This is a genomic window from Empedobacter sp. UBA5987 (assembly GCF_002429865.1).
GTDB classification, from domain to species: Bacteria; Bacteroidota; Bacteroidia; order Flavobacteriales; family Weeksellaceae; genus Empedobacter; species Empedobacter falsenii_B.
The window spans coordinates 1-18,410 of record NZ_DJBB01000076.1; the positions used below are offsets into that span (position 1 = coordinate 1).

The window sequence follows — 18,410 nt, forward strand, 5'->3', positions numbered from 1 at the left end:
ACCAACTGAGCTAAGAGACCTTCGTAATTGGATTGCAAATATAGGGCTGTTTTTGAATAATCCAAATAGTTAAAATGAAAAAAATTAAATAAAATTTAATGTTAGGAGTTAACTCTTTTCATTTCAAAGAAATAATTTTTTAGATTTTAAAAAGAAATATTCGTCTTTTTCTTTTTTTCTTCAATTTTAACGCCTTTAAATAGGTAAATAATCCCAATAAATGAGATCGAAATGGTGATGATAGAGAAAATAAATGCAGCACTTGTAGCTAAAGTTTCATCAAAATTGAATCGATGTGCAGCATACATAAACACTGCTTCTCTTATTCCAAATCCACTAAATGAGATAATCGATAAAATTCCTGATACTAAAAAGATCAATAAATATATACTGAAATTGTCTGGATGAATATTCAATCCTTCCAAAACAAAATACAACATACCAACTTGTATCAATTGTAATACAATCGAATAAATCATCGAGTTGTAAAAAGTTCTTTTATGAATAGGGAAAATGATTCCTAAAATAAATGGAACAGCTACAAAACCAACCAATGAAAAGATTAAAGAACCATATTGTATCCAAGGGTAATCTGTCAAATTTGAGAAAAATATTAGAAAAATGATGATTAACAACATTGCGCAAAGTCCAATAATTTTGTCAAGAAAAACCGCTTGCGAAATTTCTTTTAGACTGATTTTATAGTTTTTATTCAACACATAAACTTTGTATGCATCTCCACCAATTCCACCTGGAACAAAGGTATTGTAAAACATTCCTAAAAAATACAAACGTGCATTTGATTTATATGATAAATCAAGATTGATGTCCCGAAAATAATAGTCTAAACGAAAAACAGACAATGCTTGCGAAAGTACATAAAGGATAACAGCAATAAAAATATACGCCCAATTCGCATTTTTGTAATGACTGAAAATATCAAAAATATGTAGTTTAACAAAGAAGATATAATAGATTAACGCAATACTAATCGTTAATTTAATTCCTGTTATAATATATTTTTTAGTTTTTGGATTCAATTGAAATCTTTTGATAATTAACGCACAAATTTAGAGAATCTTCTAGTAACCATTCAAAAAATTATTTATCTACCAATATTTGTCTGATATTACGTAGTTTTGCGTTTAAATTAATCGAATCATGCAATCAAAAGTTATTGTAATTACAGGCTCTTCTTCGGGTGTAGGATTGACTTTGGCAAATTATTTTCACGATAAAGGACATCAAGTTTATGGTTTATCAAGAACAGCTAAAGGTCTAGAAAAATTTAAACATATTGCGACAGATGTTTCGGATAAAGAAAATGTAAAACGTAGTTTTCAACAGATTTTTTCGGAAACGAATAACCAAATTGATGTGTTGATTAACAATGCCGGAATTGGAATGTTAGGCGCTGTGGAAGATGCTTCGAAAGCTGATATCGAGAAATTATTGGAGGTTAACGTCTATGGTCCAATTTATACAATGCAAGAAGTTTTGCCTACAATGCGCGCGCAAAAAAACGGTTATATCCTGAATGTTTCGTCGATTGCGAGTAACAATGGTTTGCCTTTTAGAGGATATTATTCGGCTTCGAAGGCGATGATTGATCGTTTGATTGAATCGGCTCGTTTGGAAAATCGTCACACAGGAGTAGAAATTGCTACGTTGAATTTTGGAGATATCAAAACCAATATTGCAGAAGGTCGTGTGAAAACTTTTGTGTCAAAATTTTATCAAAAAAGATATGATGCAATGGTTGCTGATATCGATCACGAAGTGCAAGATGGTACGCCAACAGAAGATTTGATTCCGATTATTGAAAATATTTTGGCTCAGAAGAATTTGAAACCACATTATTATATTGGAAAATCGATGCAGAAATTTTCGGTAATCTTGAAAAATATTTTACCTCAAAAAATGTTCGAAAATATTATTGCAAAATATTCAAAATTAGATTAATAGATGGAAAAGGTTATTTGGCATTATAAATCTTTTGACGATTTAACATCGAAAGAGCTATATAAAATAGTGCAATTGCGTAACGAAGTTTTTGTGATTGAACAAAATTGTATTTACCAAGATTGCGATGATAAGGATTTGGTTTGTGGACATCTTTGGGCAACGATTGGCGATGAGGTTGCAGCGTATTCTCGAATTGTTCCGAAAGGAATTTCATACGAAAACGAAGCTTCAATTGGTCGTGTAATTTCGAATCAAAAGTTTCGTCGTTATGGATTAGGGAAACAATTGATGAAAAATTCGGTTCAAATAATTGAAAATCAATTTAAAACGTCTTCAATCCGAATTTCTGCTCAATCTTATTTGAAAGAATTTTATTCTTCGTTTGGCTTCGAGCAAGTTTCGGAAGAATATTTAGAAGACGATATTCCGCATATCGAAATGTTGAGAAAATGAAATTTCTAAAATACTTTTTCATAACGCTATTTTCAGCTTTCATTGCATTGGTTTTGGTTGATGTTTATTATTCGAATCAACTCAAAAAGATGGCTTTGTTTAGCGGAGAAGTGCAAGAATGGAATCAAATAAGAGAAGGAAAAACGAATGTTGAATTGGCTATTTTTGGTTCTTCGAGAGCGTTTATTCAAATTAATCCGAATATTTTAGAACAAGATTTAAAACTGACAACGCATAATTTTGGATTAAACGGAAGTAAATTTAAAATGCAATTGTATCGTTTCAATTTGTATTTGAATCATAATCCAAAACCGAAAATAGTTGTTTGGAATTTAGATACTTTTTCGTTTTCACACATTGATGAAGTTTTTCAACCAAATCAATATGCGCCATTTATGTTGTGGAATTTTAAATTGTATGAGGCGTTAAAAGAATATAAAGATACAAAGTTGGTTGATTTTATTGTGCCGCTTTATCGTTACAGAGATCAAACGTATTGGAAAGATCAAATTGCAAGGGCGAAGAAAGAAAAACTGCATAAAGACGGACTTTTTCGTGATGATGGTTTCAAATCATATAACCGAAAATGGAATGTTGATTGGGGGAAAATGAAAAAGAAAAACTCTGATTTTGACTTTTCAGATTATGCTTTGTTAGAAGAATTAATTGCAAAATGTGAACAAGAAAATATTCAGTTAATTTTTACAATTGCACCCGAATTTTATAAAGGTCAAGATTATATGTTGAATAGGGAAGAAGTGATTAATCGTTATCAAACAACATTACAAAAGCATCATCTTCTGTTATTAGATTATTCGACTGATTCGATTAGTTTTAATCAAAAATACTTTTACAACACAACGCACATGAATTACAAAGGTGCGGATGCTTTTACAAAAGAATTAGCAAAAGATTTGAAAAAATATATAAAATAAAAAATCTCGTAAACCAAATGGTTTACGAGATTTTTAGTTATTGTTGAAGTAATGTTTAATCTAAATTACTTCAACTTTTTTTTCTTTTTTCTGTGTTAAATAAACGCCTGATAAAATCATTCCGAATCCAAATAAATGGATCCACATTATTTTTTCTCCAACCAAAAATCCCCAAAAAACAGAAACTACGGGCATTAAATAAGTAACCATTGAGGCAAACATCGAACCTGTAGATTGTATCAATCGGTAGAATAGTATCATCGCTAAAGCAGTTCCTAAAAGTCCTAAAATAGCAACAAAACCTAAACTTTTTAATTGTTGTTCTGTTCCTTCGAATACATCAAAAAATCCTGAAATAATTAAAATGAAAATTGAAGGTAATAACCAAATTGTGAATAGAGCCGAGGATAATTGAAATGATGGAACGTCGTTTAGATAGCGTGTTAAGATTAAACTATTCATTCCATAAAGCGCGGTTGCTAATACAATTAATAAACAATGTAAAAGACTATTTTCGCCAGAAAAACCATCGCCACCAATTAATAAAACAGCTCCAATAAATCCGATTATAGCTCCCAAAACTTGATTTTTAGTTCCTTTGATATTGAAAAATAAGGCTCCAAATAGTAAAATAAATAATGGAACTAAAGAATCTAAAATTCCAGCCGTTGAACTAGAAACGTGTGTTTGCGCCATTGGAAATAAAAACATTGGAATGAAATTTCCGCAGAAACCAGCCAATGCAACGTATTTTAATTTGTTTTTCGGAATCTTAAATAGACTTGGAATTCCCCAAATTGCCAAAACTCCTCCTGCAATTGTTAGTCGTAATGCTCCAACTTGATATGGCGTGTATGCGACCAATCCTTGCTTGATGAGAATAAACGAGCTTCCCCAAGTTAGCGCTAAAACGCCTAGGATGATCCAATGTTTTAGTTCGATTTTCATTTTTCTAAGTTTGCGCAAAGATGCACATTTCAGATGATTTTATTGAGCTGTTATTTACAAAAACAATCTGTTGTATGGTCATTTACCATTCCAGTCGCCTGCATATGTGCATAAATAGTGGTTGAACCAAAGAATTTGAAGCCACGTTTTTTTAAATCTTTTGCAATTTGATCTGAAATTTCGGTTGTTGCGGGAACTTCTTTTATCGAATCCCAATTGTTGATAATTGGTTTTCCATCAACATATTTCCAGATGAAATCGGAAAAAGAACCAAATTCTTTCTGAATTTCTATAAATAATTTTGCATTATTAATTGCTGCCGAAATTTTTCCTCGATGACGAATAATTCCTTCATTTTGTACCAATTCATCAATTTTAGTTTCATCAAATTTGGCTACTTTCTCTACATTAAAATCAGCAAAAGCTTTTCTAAAATTTTCTCTTTTTTTAAGAATTGTAAACCAACTTAATCCAGCTTGAAAAGATTCGAGAATCAAAAATTCGAATAAAATTTTATCATCTTTTACAGGTTTTCCCCATTCATTATCGTGATAATCGATATAATCTTGGTCTTTATTTACCCAAGCGCAACGTGTTTTTTCCATGGTTTTTTAAATTTCTAAATATTTTTATAAGCTTCTTTAACCGAATAAACGGGTAATTGACAAGTGTAATTTTCGCAAATATGAATGGAAGTTTTATTTTTGATGAATCGGTTTTGAGTGATTTCTAAATTCTCGGTTTTTGAAGCAACAAAAATTGCATTTGGGACATAACATTGTTGAATTTGTTTCGAGAATTTTAATGCATTTTCGCCAACGATTACAATTTCTTTGAACGAATAAGCGAAATTTAGATATAATTGAATCCAATTTGCAAAACCAGTTGGATAATCGTGAATTTTTTCTTCGATATTGGTTAACATTTGTTTTGCTTGTTCAATGTATTTTTCTTGATTGAGAATTTTTCCTAATTTAAATAAATTATTTGCCATTACCGAATTTGATGATGAAATAACATTGTTATAAATCTCAAATGTTTCATTAACCAAAGGTGTGTCATAATGCGATTTGTATGCAAACATTTTATTCTTGTGATTATAAAATTGATTAAAAGTTTCTTCCGTTAATGTTTGGGCAGTTTCTAAATAATGCATCTCCGAAGTGACTTCATAAAGCTTAATTAACGCTTCAATCATTAGGGCATAATCATCCAAAAATCCTGGAATTGTTGTTTGATTATCCTTATAATTTCTGAACAAGATTTCACCATTCCATTGATTTTCTAAAATAAAATTGGTTGCATTTTTTGCTAAATCAAGATATTCATCGTTTTCAAAAGTGATGTATGCATCGCACAAACCTTTTATGTTTAAAGCATTCCAAGAAGTTAAAACTTTTTCATCACGATGAGGTTTGATGCGCTTTTCACGAATTGGATTAAGGGTTTTTTTCCATTCATTAACTTTAGCTTGAAGTTCTGTTTTTGTAATATTCTGTTTTGATGCGAAATCTTCGTCATCTGTCAAGCGCATCAAAATATTATTACCATGTTCCCATTCTCCAAATTCATCAACATTATAATATTTTTGAAATAAGTCGAAATCATCTTTAAAAATTGTTTTCAATTCATCCGATTTCCAAACATAATATTTTCCTTCTTCGCCTTCAGAATCAGCATCAATAGCAGAATAAAAAACATTTTCAGACGAAAGCATTTCATCTTTCAGCCAATTAATCGTTTCTTCGACAACTGTTTTATATTCATTTTCTTCATAAACTTTATATGCATTCGAATAAAGCGAAAGCAATTGTCCGTTATCGTAAAGCATTTTTTCGAAATGTGGAACTTTCCAATACGGATCGACCGAATAGCGAGAAAAACCACCTTTTAGTTGATCGTAAATTCCGCCAAAAGCCATTCTATCTAATGTTATTTTGGTTTGAATTAAACAATGTTCGTTGTTAGTTTGAATTCCATGTCGCAAAATTGTTTCCCAAGCATTTGGTAACATAAATTTCGGTGCACGATTAAATCCGCCCCATTCATCATCAAATTGTTGTTGCCAAAATTCAAATGTTTCATCAATTTTATGTGTTGAAAAAGTGGAAGAAGATTTCAATTCGATTGTTTCCATTTTATTCAAACCATCCGCAATAGAGTTGACATATTCCATTGTTTTAGCTTGATTGTGATGATATAAATGGTTGATATTTTCTAATAATTCAATCCATTGAACTTTCGGGAAATAAGTTCCGCCATAAAAAGGGCGACCATCAGGTAAAGCAAAAACATTGAGTGGCCAACCGCCAGATTGATGAATTAATTGTGAGACATTCATATACAAAGCGTCTAAATCAGGACGTTCTTCACGATCAATTTTAATACAAACAAAATTCTCATTCATCACTTTTGCAACTTCATCGTCTTCAAAAGACTGATGTTCCATCACATGACACCAGTGACAAGCAGAATATCCAATTGAAATAAGCAAAGGTTTGTTGACTTTTTTTGCATGATTCAAAACTTCGTCACTCCAACTTTGCCACCAAACAGGATTGTTTTGGTGTTGTTTCAAATACGGACTTGTCGCTGATTTTAGATTATTTTGTTGAAAATTCATGATTCTTGTTTAGAAATTTAAAGTTCGTACAATTTTTGTGGATGAAAAATTATATTTTCGATAAAAATTAAAACACATGAACATTTACGAATACATTTCTATTGGCGCATATATGGCTCTGATGATTGGAATCGGGATTTATTCCTACCGAAAATCAACAAGTAATTCCGAAGATTTTTTGATTGGAGGAAGGAAAATGGGAGCGGCTGTAACGGCGCTTTCTGCTGGTGCTGCTGATATGAGTGGTTGGTTGTTAATGGGCGTTCCAGGAGCAATGTATTTTACAGGTTTGTCGAGTGCTTGGATTGCAATTGGATTGACAACAGGATGTTTTTTGAACTATATTTTTGTCGCACCGCGATTACGAATCTATACAGAAATCGCTCAAAATTCGATTACATTACCAGTATTTTTCGAAAATCGTTTCAAAGATAAATCTCGATTATTAAGAATAGTTTCATCAATATTAATCTTAGTATTTTTTACATTATACACTTCTGCTGGAATGGTTTCTGGAGGGAAATTATTTGAATCTGCTTTTGGATTAGATTATATGACTGGACTTTGGATGACAAGTTTTGTAGTTGTATTGTATACTTTCTTAGGAGGGTTTTTAGCAGTTAGTTTAACAGATTTCGTGCAAGGAACGATTATGGTTTTGGCTTTGGTTATTGTTCCGATTGTGGCTATTACAGAGATTGGTGGAGTAGGAGAAACATTTTCATTGATTAATGATAAAGGTGATAAGTATTTAGATTTATTCAAAGGAACTACAACGGTTAGTATTTTGTCGTTGATGGCTTGGGGCTTGGGATATTGTGGACAACCGCATATTTTGGTACGTTTTATGGCAATTGGAAGTCCTAAAGATTTAGCGAAAGCAAGAAATATTGGGATTACTTGGATGATTTTTACAGTTGGTGGAGCACTTTTAGTGGGTTTAGTGGGAATCGCATATATGATGAAATTTGATCAAACAACAATGTTGAAATTTGATGGCTCTAAAACAGAAGCTGAAACAATTTTTATTTATTTTTCGCGTGTCTTGTTTCATCCATTAGTTGGAGGATTTTTATTATCTGCAATTTTAGCAGCTGTAATGAGTACCATTTCTTCACAATTATTAGTAACATCAAGTTCGTTAACAGAAGATATTTACAAAGCATTTTTGAACAAAAAAGCAACACCAAAACAGTTATTAACAGCAAGTCGTTTATCAGTTTTAATCGTTGCAGTTATCGCAGTTTTATTATCCTTAACTCCAAAAGATTCTATTCTAAATTTAGTTGGAAACGCTTGGGCAGGATTTGGATCAGCATTTGGACCAGTGATTGTTTTTTCACTTTTTTGGAAAAAAACTTCTTGGCAAGGTGCATTAGCTGGAATGTTAACAGGTGGAATTGTAGTGTTAACTTGGGTTTATACCAATCATGATTACAAAGATTGGTATGAAATGATTCCAGGGTTTATTTCTTCAGTTATTGCAATTTATGTGGTTTCGTTGTTGACTCAAAAACCGGATCAAGAGATTGATAAAGAATTTGATGAAATGAAAGCTGTTTTGAAAGAGAATTAATGCAATAAAAATATAAAAAAATTAGGTAGACATTTGTCTACTTTTTTATTGTTGAAAATTATGAATTTATTATTCAAAAGTTAAATCTTAAAACTTCAACAATTGTTGATAAGTTTCACTTATAGAGAATAAGGTCAAAAGAGAGATTTGTTTGTATATTTGTAAAGTTTGATTAAAAAATTAGTCAAAATTAAATCAATTTATACGAAAAGATGAACGATATTATTCAATTACTGCCAGATCATGTAGCCAATCAAATTGCCGCAGGAGAAGTTGTACAACGACCAGCTTCTGTCATAAAAGAATTGATTGAAAATGCTGTGGATTCAGGCGCGACTTCTATTCAGGTGATTGTAAAAGATGCTGGAAGAAGTTTGATTCAAGTGATTGATAATGGTTCGGGAATGAGTGTGACAGATGTCCGAATGGCTTTTGAACGTCATGCGACTTCAAAAATCAGAAAGACAGAGGATATTTATAATATTCATACAAAAGGTTTTCGTGGAGAGGCTTTGGCATCGATTGCTGCTGTTGCGCAAGTAGAAACGAAAACGCGTCGAGAAGATGATGAGGTTGGTTCGCTATTGGTGATTGAAGGCGGAGAAGTTCGCAACCAAGATCCGGTTGTTTGTCCAGTCGGAACGTCTATTTCGGTCAAAAATCTTTTCTACAATGTACCTGCTCGTCGCAATTTCTTAAAATCAAATCAAGTTGAATTTCGTCATATTCAAGATGAGTTTCAACGTGTTTCGATGGCGCACGAAAACATTAGTTTCTTTTTACATCATAATGATGCAGAGGTTTATCATCTGAAAGCTGGGAATTTGAAGCAACGAATAGCTCAAATTTTTGGAAAGAAATTAAGTTCTCAAATTATTTCGGTTGAAGAAGATACAGAAATTGTAAAAGTAAAAGGTTTTGTAGGAAAACCAGATGCAGCAAAAAAATCGCGTGGAGAGCAATTCTTCTTTGTAAATAATCGCTTTATTCGTAGTGGATATTTGCATAATGCAATCGTAGACGCTTTCGAGAGTTTGTTGCCAACGGGATATAGTCCTTCTTACTTTTTGTATCTAGAAATTGATCCGTCAAAAATTGATATTAATATTCATCCAACCAAAACAGAAATCAAATTTGAGGATGAAGCATTGATTTTCACGATTCTTAGAGCAGCTGTAAAACACGCTTTGGGACAATTTAATGTAATTCCTTCATTAGATTTTGAACAAGATCCAAACTGGGCTTTTATTCCGTCAGCGACAGAAGATACAGAAATTAAAATGCCGGAAATTACGGTAGATTCAAGTTTCAATCCTTTTGAGCATCAACAAACAAGAGCGCCGAAACCGTCTGATATTCGTGCGAATATGGATTTTTATAAAGATGCTGTTGAGTTAGAAATTGAAAATAATCATGCACATCAATTATTTGAATCTGAAGTTCAAGATAGTTTTGAAGTTATTCAATGGATGAATCAATATTTGGTAGTTGAGTATCGTGGCGAATTGTTAATTATTGATCAGCATAGAGCTCATCAAAAAATATTATTCGAAAAATTTATACATTCAAATAATGGAAGTGCTTTGGTGCAACAAATGCTTTTCCCAATAGAATTAGAACTTTCTCCGAATGATCGTCAAAAATTAATTAACGTAGAGCATCAATTGCTAAGTTTTGGTTTTGATATTTCGTTAGATGAAGAAATAATTCAGATAAATGCAATTCCTGTAGATGTACAACAAGAAGATGTTGTCTCTATCTTTATGGATTTTATAGAAGAATTAGAATATCAAGAATCAATTGAATTAGAAAATACTTTTGCAAAAATTTTAGCAAAAAATGCAGCTGTTAAGAAAGGAATTTCGTTAAAATCTGAGCAAATGCAAACTTTGGTAGAAGAATTGCTAAGGTTACCAAATCCAAATTATACGCCGTATGGACGTTCAATTTTTGTTCAAATGAATACGGCAGATATAAAAAAAACATTACAATAAACGAATGAGACAATCTATACCACCGATTACAAAGAATTTACTTATTATAAACGGTTTGTTCTTTCTAGCGACTTTTGTTTTTAGCACAAAAGGAATCGATTTGAGAGTGATTTTAGGTGCTTTTTATCCAGAATCTCCCAACTTCAAATTTTGGCAAATTTTGACGCATATGTTTATGCATGCCGATTTTTCACATATTTTGTTTAACATGTTTGCATTGTGGATGTTTGGTTCTGTGGTTGAACAAACTTTTGGACCAAAAAAATTCTTGACGCTTTATTTGTTAGCTGGTTTAGGAGGTTTTATATTGTTTAATGCAGTTAATTACTTTCAAATAGAGCAGTTAAAAGATGCTGTTCAAACGCAAGGAATAGGTTTTAGTCAAATTTATAAAGCTGCAAAATTAAATATGCAAGGTGGATATCATACGAATTCAATTATTCAAACTAACCAAGCTGCATCAGAACTTTTGACAAATTATGTAACACCAATGGTTGGTGCTTCTGGAGCTATATATGGTTTATTGTTAGCATTCGCAGTATTATATCCAGATGAAAAATTAATGTTAATCTTTTTCCCTGTTCCGATTAAAGCAAAATATTTTATTCCAATTATGGTATTAATTGAGTTTTATATGGGATATCAAAACATCGGAAATGTGGCACATTTTGCGCATTTAGGAGGTGGATTGATTGGTTTCTTGTTAACAAGACATTGGAAAAAGAATTTATATAGATGGAATTAAGAAATGGCAAATAATATCTTAGACGATTTAAAATTAAAATATTCATCAGGAAATAGCGCAACAAAATTAATTTACGTTAACGTTGTGGTGTTTTTTACATTGTTAATTGTTGATTTTGTTCTTCGAACGGTAGTAAATTCTACGATTACAACAACTGGTTTGTTTGCTTTGTCATCTTTCGATGATTTGATTGTAAGACCTTGGCAAATCCTAACATATTCTTGGTTACATGGCAATCTTTTTCATTTGATAATGAATATGGTTTTGTTGTATTTCGTTGGGCAAATGTTTTTGCAACAATTTCAGAACCGAAATTTAGTTACATTCTATATTTTTGGAGGAATCGCTGGTGGAATTTTCTTTTTATTGTTTCAGAATTTATTCAATTATTCACATTTATTAGTTGGTGCTTCGGCAGCGGTTTATGCGGTGTTTTTTGCAATGATTTCTTATAATCCGAAAATGCCCGTTCGTTTGTTGTTGATTCCAACTTCATTTCCATTGTTGTATATTGGTTATGTATTTATCGCATTCGATGTGTATAATATTATTGCTAATCAAAATGCAGGCGGAAGTATTTCGCATTTGGGAGGTGCTATTTTTGGTTATCTTTATATGAAACAATTTGAGAGAGGAAATGATTTTTTAGGTAACTTTATTTTCAAAATAGAGCAGTTATTTAAGAAAAAAGAGAAATCAACTTTCAAAACATATAAAAATACTTCTTCAACTTTTTCGCGATCAAATGTTCCGAAAGATGATTACGATTTTAATCATCAAAAAGTTGAAAAACAAAAGAAAATTGATGTAATTTTAGATAAGATTTCTCGTTCAGGTTACGAGAGTTTGTCCAAAGAAGAAAAAGACTTTCTGTTTAGAGAAGGTAGGTAAAATGAGTATAATCAGTAAGTTTAAACTAAATTATTTCAATCGTTTAGTACTAACAATTAATATCGTTTTTTTGTTAGTGGCTTATTGTGTCTATTTAAATAAAATTTTTACGCCTACAGAAATTCCATATTTTAACTTTATTTCGATCGGTTTTCCAATATTATTTGCATTTGGAGCAATGTTTTTACTGTATTGGTTACTGTTTAGCTGGCGACACTTTTTGTTAATTTTAGTTCTTTCAGCCGGATTATTTTACCCAATTTATCTTTCATATCCAATTGTACAATTCAATAAAGTTGAAGATAAAAAAGCTGATTTATCTGTATTGACATATAATGTACATGGTTTTAAAGAAGAAGGAACAAAAGAACTTTTGATTAAGAATAAGGCAGATATTATGCTGCTTCAAGAAGCGTATGAAGGTCAACAGAAAAGTCTAAAAAATAAAGAATTCAAAAATTACTATTCAGAATTTTATGGTTTATTGACAATTTATAGTAAATATCCTATTATTCAAACCAAAAAAATAACGCCTGATGATAATGATGAATTGAATGGTCTTGCCGCATATGCAGATATCGATTTAGGGAATGATACGATTCGTGTAATTAATGTTTATCTTGAACCAATGTACATTGATAAAGCGATGGTAAAAGAAATTATTCAATCCGATGATTCGAGAACTGCCGAAATTTCGAGTCGAAAAGTTGAGTTAAAATTGGTGCAAGGAATGCAAAAACATCAAAAACAGTTAGAAGCGATTATTCCATATATCACATCTTCACGTTATCCAGTTATTTTGGGAACGGATCTTAATTCGACTCCAGTTTCGTACGAATATGAGAAGTTAAAAAAATATCTTCACGATTCTTATATAGAAGTTGGAAAAGGAAATGCGACAACTTTTCATGGATTTAAATTTCCAATTAGAATTGATTATTTATTTCATTCTAAATTATTTAAACCTATTGAGGCACATGTTATTCGAAAAAAATTCTCGGATCATTATCCAGTAGCTGTAAAATATAAAATTTCAGAATAAATTTTTTCTATATTTATTCAATAATCAATCAAAATGAACCAGAAAGAAAGCTTTATTCAAGAGATACAAAGTCGTTATTCTTTTAAAAACGATAAAATAATTTTAGGCAAAGCCAAATTAGATGGCGAAATTGTAGAAGAAGTTGAAATTTCAGTAGCATTAAAAACAATGAATCGTCACGGATTGATTGGTGGAGCAACTGGAACAGGGAAAACAAAATCTTTGCAGATTATCGCCGAGCAACTTTCTCTGAAAGGTGTTCCAACTTTGTTGATGGATATCAAAGGAGACTTATCAGGAATTGGGGCTGCAGCAAATTCGGAAGATAAAAATGCGCAAGAAAGAATGGAAGCCCTTAATTTGCCTTTTGATCCGCAAGCTTCTCCTGTCGAATTTTTGTCTATTTCTGATGAACCAGGAGCAAGACTTCGTGCGACAGTAAGTGATTTTGGACCAATTTTATTCAGTAAAATTTTAGAACTGAATGAAACACAAGAAAGTATTATTTCAATCATATTCAAATATTGTCAAGATCGTAATTTACCTTTGATTGATTTGGAGGATATTCGACGAGTTTTGCAATATGTGACAGATTCTGACGAAGGAAAATCGGAGTTGAATTCAAATTATGGAACAATTGCGCCAGCTTCTTTGGGAGCTATTTTGCGTAAAATTGTTGCATTAGAACAACAAGGAGCAACAAAGTTTTTTGGAGAACCAAGTTTTGATGTTCAAGATTTATTGAAAACGAAAGACGGAAAAGGAATTGTAAATATTATTCGTTTGATTGATATTCAAAATCAGCCTAATTTATTTTCAACTTTTATGTTGAGTTTATTGAATAAAATTTATTCTCAATTCCCTGAATCTGGAGATTCTGATAAACCGAAATTGGTGATTTTTATTGATGAAGCACATTTGATTTTTAAGGAAGCTACGAAAGCTTTATTGAATCAAATTGAAACAATGGTAAAATTAATTCGCTCTAAAGGTGTGGGATTATATTTTGTAACGCAAGTTCCTGGTGATGTTCCTGATGCAGTTTTGAGTCAATTAGGTCTTAAAGTTCAACATGCGTTAAGAGGTTTTACTGCGAAAGATCGAAAAGAAATAACAAAAGCAATCGAAAATTATCCGACAACAACCTATTATAAAGCGGATGAGGTCATCACGCAATTAGGAATTGGAGAGGCTTTTGTGACAGCTTTAGACGAAAAAGGTATTCCAACTCCTTTGGCGTATACGTATATGCGAGCGCCAAATTCGAGAATGGATATTTTGACTTCAAATGAAATCGATACGATTACCTCAAATTCAGATTTAGTGATAAAATATGCAACTGATATTGATCGTGAATCTGCAAATGAAATTTTATCGAAAAAATTAGAACAACAAAAAAATATAGAGAAACCTGCTGCTAAAGCAACTTCAACAAGAAGTGTTCCTAAGGAAAAAGATTGGACAGATAATCCTGTTGTGCGTGATGTAAGTCGTACTGCAACTCGAAAATTGATGGATTTTGGAATGAAAATGTTAACTAATTTTTTAAAAGGAAAAAAATAAGCACGTGTACGCGATTTTAGATATAGAAGCGACTGGCGGAAAAGTAGGGGAAGAGTCAATCATAGAGATTGCGGTGTATAAATATGATGGAAAAGAAATTGTCGATCAGTTTATATCATTAGTCAATCCCGAAAAAAAGATTGACCAATATGTACAAAGATTAACGCATATTTCGGATAAAATGGTGCTGACAGCGCCTAAATTTCATGAAATAGCAAAACGTATTGTTGAGATTACAGATGATTGTATTTTAGTTGGACATAATGTAATGTTTGATTATAGAATGCTAAAACAAGAATTCGATCGTTTGGGTTATAATTACGAAAAAGAATGGATTGATACGTTCGAATATAGCGAAAAATTGATTCCAGGATTACCTTCATATTCTTTGGGAAAATTATGCGAATCGCTTGGAATTGTAGTGACAGATAGACACAGGGCTTCTGGAGATGCAAGAGCGACAATTTCTTTGTTTAAATTATTGTTAGATAAAGATTCGGAAAAAATAATCACGAAGAAAACAGGTTTAAAACAACCTAAAAAAGCACATTCTAAGTATCAGAAACTGCTTGAAGGTTTACCTAATTCTATCGGGGTTTATTATTTATACAATAGCCGAAAACAACTTATTTATATTTGTCGAAGCAATAATATTGCACGATCTATTAATCAAATTTTTACATCAAAAACTTTAAAAGCTAATAAGCTGAAACGTTATACACGTTCTATAAAATTCGAAGAAACTGGAAGTGGTTTTCTTGCTGCAATTAAAGAAAATAACGAGGTCTTGAATAATCAACCAATGTATAACGTAAAGTTAGTTGAGAATAAAGTTTATCCTTTTGGATTGTATTATTTGGAGTCTAAACGTGGTTATTCGAGATTAGAAATAGGGAAAGTTAGAAAGACACAACCTGTTTTGAAATTTAAAACTAAAGAACGTGCAAAAGAGGTTTTAGAGAAAATCGTTCATGATTATAATCTTTGTCAACAAGTAAATGCGGGAATTAAATCTGATGAATCTTGTTTCCAATATAAAGTAAATAAATGCAATGGAGCTTGTGTAAAAGAGGAATCTAAAGAAGTTTATAATGAACGAATTCAAAGTTTTATTAAAACAACTGAATATCCTTCCGAAACTTTTTTGATTATTGATAAAGGACGAAAAGGAATTGAAAAATCATTTTATTTAGTTGAGAATGGAGAATTTAAAGGATATGGTTATTACGAATATCATCATCAAATAAAAACGTTAGAAAAGATTCACAATATCTTAATTCCGATTAAAGAAACGGAAGAAATAAAAAATATGCTCAAATACTTTTTGTATAAAGTTTCTTCTAATTCTAATCAAATCATTATTATTGAATAATATTCTTTATGAAGAAAATATAAAAAATAATAAAAAAGCTCAGTTAATATTAACTGAGCTTTTTTGTATGATTAAATTTAGACTATACCCGTTGTGCATTTTAAATAATTTGAGTTTTTAGATTATTAATATTTCGATTAAAGTATGTTTTATTAATGTACTGAACCACAGTAAGTGCAGTAATTTTAGCTAAAATTCTGGTTTTAAACCCTTCGAAAGTCTTTGCATAATTTCGTCTAATCATAAACTGATCACATAGTTGAGAAAATAACGTTTCAATTCTTTTTCGATACTTTTTGAATGAATAAAACTGAGGTTTGTAATCTTTTTGATTCGATCTTTTTGGTGATTCTAATCGTATATGAACTTCACTAAATAAATAAATTTGAATTGTTTGCAACTAATAATCTCTATCACCAAGTAGTACTCAATCTGATAGTTGAGATTTTATATCTTTCAAAAAATAAATATCATAAACAGATGCAGGACTAATATCAATACTCTAGAAAACACATCTTAAAGAACAATCAGCATAAAGTTTATAGCCTTAAGAAGACATTTACTGAGAAGCACAAAAACCTCTATTTGGTGCACTAAACTGATTTTATTTGCAAATTTTCGAGCGTTTAATTCTTGCTATTTTACACACCTCCAATGGTATACTATCAAGTTAAATTAATTTACTTATTTTCAATCAAATGCATAACAGTTATAATACGATCTTTGAGTTTAATAATAATTTACAATTTTTAAAATATGTAGCTTTATTTATACTGGAAAATTCAGGGAGATATCCAACCCTCTCAATACTCATATCTAGAAACATAATGTTTACATTTCGATACACGAACACCGAACAANNGAATTTAACACTTTTTAACACACTATTTCTCTAAGCAAAATATAAACATAGGTTTTTTTAACCGTTTTTCACTTTAAATAATTTGAGTTTTTAGATTATTAATATTTTGATAAAAGTAAGTTCTATATAATGTACTGAATCACTGATAGTGCAGTAATTTTAGCTAGAATTTTGGTTTTAAATCTCTCAAAAGTCTTTGCATAATTGCGTCTAATCATAAATTGTTCGTATAGTAGAGAAAATAAAGTTTCAATTCTTTTTGAATGTATAAAACTGAGGTTTGTAATCTTTTTGATTCGATCTTTTCAGTGTTTCTAATCGATATTAACTTCATTAAATAAATCAATATGTTTCAAAAATGAATACATGAACAGATGCTGGACTAATGTTAAAACTCAGGAAAACACCACTTAAAGAACAAACAGCATGAAGTTTATAACCATAAAAAGACATTTACTGAGAAGCACAAAAACCTCTGTTTTGTGCATTATACTAGTGTTCCTTGTAAATTTTGAGCTATTTATACTTGCTATTTTACAAAACTGAAACGGCATACTATCAATGATTAAAACAATTTTCAAATTCATTATATTCTTTCGATAATTTGAGGCGAATACTATTAATTTGCTCTGATAATCTACGTTTTCTACGATTGTAAATACTACGCTCAATTTTACAACTTAACGCATTAGGAAGATTTCGAAATAAATGATTTTCACTATCAATACCCATAAATTCAGCAGTTAAGACAAGACTGATAAGTTCTAAATCAAAAAGTTTAGGTCTTCTACGTTGATAAATTAAAAGTGTATCTGTTGATATTTTTCGTAGAACTTCCAATATTCTTTCGTAATTTGCAAGTAAGTTGTTCATTGTAAATGTTTTGTAGTTAAAGCAATTTACTGATTTTCAATCAAATGAACAACTTTATTCTTTATTAATCAAAATGCACAACGGGTATATCTTAATATAACTTTACAAAACTAATGAATTAATAGTTAATATCTTAATAAAAATATAAACTTTTGATAAAATCTCTAGAATAATTTTGAGGATGAGGAATTTTCAAATAATTGCAATTAACTAAAACTTTATTATAGAATAATATATCAATATCTATTAAACGATCAACGTAACTCTCATTTTCTTTGGGTTTAAAATAGATTCTTCCCATTTTTTGTTCAATATTTTTAATTTTTTTCAAAACCTCAAATGGAGAATAACTTGTATTAATTTCTATTTTCTGATTTAAGAATAAATGATCCGTTGTAAATCCTTCAGCCTTATTTTCAAGAATATTAGATTCTTTTTTTATATTACCTACCTCTTTGTTTATAAGGTTTTTAGCTATTTCTAAATTATTTTTTTTGTCACCTAAGTTTGTACCAAGTAACAAAATGACTATATTTTGCGACATATAGAGCAAAAGTAATAATAAATT

At 30.6% G+C, this 18,410-nt stretch carries 15 protein-coding genes and 2 pseudogenes; 10 read left to right on the plus strand and 7 right to left on the minus strand.

The window, feature by feature from the left end:
- Positions 1-146 precede the first annotated feature (146 nt).
- Positions 147-1,040: a lysylphosphatidylglycerol synthase transmembrane domain-containing protein gene (locus tag B3J26_RS13210; RefSeq protein ID WP_286494700.1), complete on the minus strand. Its 894-nt coding sequence runs from the start codon at positions 1,038-1,040 to the stop codon at positions 147-149.
- Positions 1,041-1,161: 121 nt separating this feature from the next.
- On the opposite strand from B3J26_RS13210, the gene B3J26_RS13215 reads away from it, so the two are divergent.
- Genes B3J26_RS13215 through B3J26_RS13225 form a run of 3 tightly spaced genes read left to right on the plus strand, consistent with a single transcriptional unit; the run spans position 1,162 to position 3,353 of the window.
- Positions 1,162-1,962 carry an SDR family NAD(P)-dependent oxidoreductase gene (locus B3J26_RS13215; RefSeq protein WP_291074791.1) on the plus strand — a complete coding sequence of 267 codons (801 nt, stop codon included), beginning with the start codon at positions 1,162-1,164 and terminating at the stop codon, positions 1,960-1,962.
- A 3-nt stretch (positions 1,963-1,965) separates the two neighbouring features.
- A complete protein-coding gene (locus B3J26_RS13220) occupies positions 1,966-2,418 on the plus strand; it encodes a GNAT family N-acetyltransferase (protein WP_291074792.1) in 453 nt (150 codons plus the stop codon).
- Entirely contained in the window at positions 2,415-3,353 is a 939-nt protein-coding gene (locus B3J26_RS13225; RefSeq protein WP_291074793.1) for a hypothetical protein, read from the plus strand. The genes B3J26_RS13220 and B3J26_RS13225 overlap by 4 nt, the downstream gene beginning before the upstream one ends.
- 60 nt (positions 3,354-3,413) lie before the next feature.
- Here the strand turns inward: B3J26_RS13225 and B3J26_RS13230 are convergent, their stop codons facing one another.
- The 3 genes from B3J26_RS13230 to B3J26_RS13240 are packed head-to-tail and all read right to left on the minus strand — an operon-like array spanning position 3,414 to position 6,924.
- The gene (locus B3J26_RS13230) at positions 3,414-4,301 is read right to left on the minus strand and encodes a DMT family transporter (RefSeq protein ID WP_115001523.1); all 888 of its coding nucleotides are present in this window, start codon (positions 4,299-4,301) and stop codon (positions 3,414-3,416) included.
- A gap of 50 nt (positions 4,302-4,351) precedes the next feature.
- On the minus strand, positions 4,352-4,906 hold the full coding sequence (locus B3J26_RS13235) for a DNA-3-methyladenine glycosylase I (RefSeq protein WP_280062849.1): 555 nt from the start codon (positions 4,904-4,906) through the stop codon (positions 4,352-4,354).
- 14 nt (positions 4,907-4,920) lie between these two features.
- Positions 4,921-6,924: a thioredoxin domain-containing protein gene (locus B3J26_RS13240; protein ID WP_291074794.1), complete on the minus strand. Its 2,004-nt coding sequence runs from the start codon at positions 6,922-6,924 to the stop codon at positions 4,921-4,923.
- 76 nt (positions 6,925-7,000) lie between these two features.
- Here B3J26_RS13240 and putP point away from each other — a divergent pair, with 76 nt between their 5' ends.
- From putP to B3J26_RS13275, 7 genes are all read left to right on the plus strand, one after another.
- Positions 7,001-8,500 (plus strand): sodium/proline symporter PutP, encoded by a 1,500-nt coding sequence (gene putP / locus B3J26_RS13245; protein WP_291074795.1) that lies wholly within the window; start codon positions 7,001-7,003, stop codon positions 8,498-8,500.
- A 212-nt stretch (positions 8,501-8,712) separates the two neighbouring features.
- Positions 8,713-10,494 carry a DNA mismatch repair endonuclease MutL gene (gene mutL / locus B3J26_RS13250; protein WP_291074796.1) on the plus strand — a complete coding sequence of 594 codons (1,782 nt, stop codon included), beginning with the start codon at positions 8,713-8,715 and terminating at the stop codon, positions 10,492-10,494.
- 4 nt (positions 10,495-10,498) lie between these two features.
- A complete protein-coding gene (locus tag B3J26_RS13255; protein ID WP_291066707.1) occupies positions 10,499-11,239 on the plus strand; it encodes a rhomboid family intramembrane serine protease in 741 nt (246 codons plus the stop codon).
- Between the two features lie 3 nt (positions 11,240-11,242).
- On the plus strand, positions 11,243-12,130 hold the full coding sequence (locus B3J26_RS13260; protein ID WP_291074797.1) for a rhomboid family intramembrane serine protease: 888 nt from the start codon (positions 11,243-11,245) through the stop codon (positions 12,128-12,130).
- 1 nt (position 12,131) lies between these two features.
- Positions 12,132-13,172, plus strand: a complete 1,041-nt coding sequence (locus B3J26_RS13265) for an endonuclease/exonuclease/phosphatase family protein (protein ID WP_291074798.1) — start codon at positions 12,132-12,134, stop codon at positions 13,170-13,172.
- A gap of 33 nt (positions 13,173-13,205) precedes the next feature.
- Positions 13,206-14,735 carry a helicase HerA-like domain-containing protein gene (locus B3J26_RS13270; protein WP_291074799.1) on the plus strand — a complete coding sequence of 510 codons (1,530 nt, stop codon included), beginning with the start codon at positions 13,206-13,208 and terminating at the stop codon, positions 14,733-14,735.
- Positions 14,736-14,739: 4 nt separating this feature from the next.
- Positions 14,740-16,107 carry an exonuclease domain-containing protein gene (locus tag B3J26_RS13275; RefSeq protein WP_291066699.1) on the plus strand — a complete coding sequence of 456 codons (1,368 nt, stop codon included), beginning with the start codon at positions 14,740-14,742 and terminating at the stop codon, positions 16,105-16,107.
- Between the two features lie 100 nt (positions 16,108-16,207).
- Here the strand turns inward: B3J26_RS13275 and B3J26_RS13280 are convergent.
- The 3 genes and pseudogenes from B3J26_RS13280 to folK form a co-directional block, all read right to left on the minus strand.
- A pseudogene (locus tag B3J26_RS13280) lies at positions 16,208-16,777 on the minus strand (IS982 family transposase); the annotation flags it as partial.
- Between the two features lie 265 nt (positions 16,778-17,042).
- Positions 17,043-17,842 (minus strand): annotated as a pseudogene (locus tag B3J26_RS14925) (transposase).
- A gap of 133 nt (positions 17,843-17,975) precedes the next feature.
- Positions 17,976-18,386, minus strand: a complete 411-nt coding sequence (folK, locus tag B3J26_RS13295) for a 2-amino-4-hydroxy-6-hydroxymethyldihydropteridine diphosphokinase (RefSeq protein ID WP_291074800.1) — start codon at positions 18,384-18,386, stop codon at positions 17,976-17,978.
- Between the last annotated feature and the right edge of the window lie 24 nt (positions 18,387-18,410).

Bases quoted from the DNA above. Each gene is read 5' to 3' on its own strand.
- B3J26_RS13215 (WP_291074791.1), top strand. From the start codon at position 1,162: ATGCAATCAAAAGTTATTGTAATTACAGGCTCTTCTTCGGGTGTAGGA.
- B3J26_RS13220 (WP_291074792.1), top strand. From the start codon at position 1,966: ATGGAAAAGGTTATTTGGCATTATAAATCTTTTGACGATTTAACATCG.
- B3J26_RS13225 (WP_291074793.1), top strand. From the start codon at position 2,415: ATGAAATTTCTAAAATACTTTTTCATAACGCTATTTTCAGCTTTCATT.
- B3J26_RS13230 (WP_115001523.1), bottom strand. From the start codon at position 4,301: ATGAAAATCGAACTAAAACATTGGATCATCCTAGGCGTTTTAGCGCTA.
- B3J26_RS13235 (WP_280062849.1), bottom strand. From the start codon at position 4,906: ATGGAAAAAACACGTTGCGCTTGGGTAAATAAAGACCAAGATTATATC.
- B3J26_RS13240 (WP_291074794.1), bottom strand. From the start codon at position 6,924: ATGAATTTTCAACAAAATAATCTAAAATCAGCGACAAGTCCGTATTTG.
- putP (WP_291074795.1), top strand. From the start codon at position 7,001: ATGAACATTTACGAATACATTTCTATTGGCGCATATATGGCTCTGATG.
- mutL (WP_291074796.1), top strand. From the start codon at position 8,713: ATGAACGATATTATTCAATTACTGCCAGATCATGTAGCCAATCAAATT.
- B3J26_RS13255 (WP_291066707.1), top strand. From the start codon at position 10,499: ATGAGACAATCTATACCACCGATTACAAAGAATTTACTTATTATAAAC.
- B3J26_RS13260 (WP_291074797.1), top strand. From the start codon at position 11,243: ATGGCAAATAATATCTTAGACGATTTAAAATTAAAATATTCATCAGGA.
- B3J26_RS13265 (WP_291074798.1), top strand. From the start codon at position 12,132: ATGAGTATAATCAGTAAGTTTAAACTAAATTATTTCAATCGTTTAGTA.
- B3J26_RS13270 (WP_291074799.1), top strand. From the start codon at position 13,206: ATGAACCAGAAAGAAAGCTTTATTCAAGAGATACAAAGTCGTTATTCT.
- folK (WP_291074800.1), bottom strand. From the start codon at position 18,386: ATGTCGCAAAATATAGTCATTTTGTTACTTGGTACAAACTTAGGTGAC.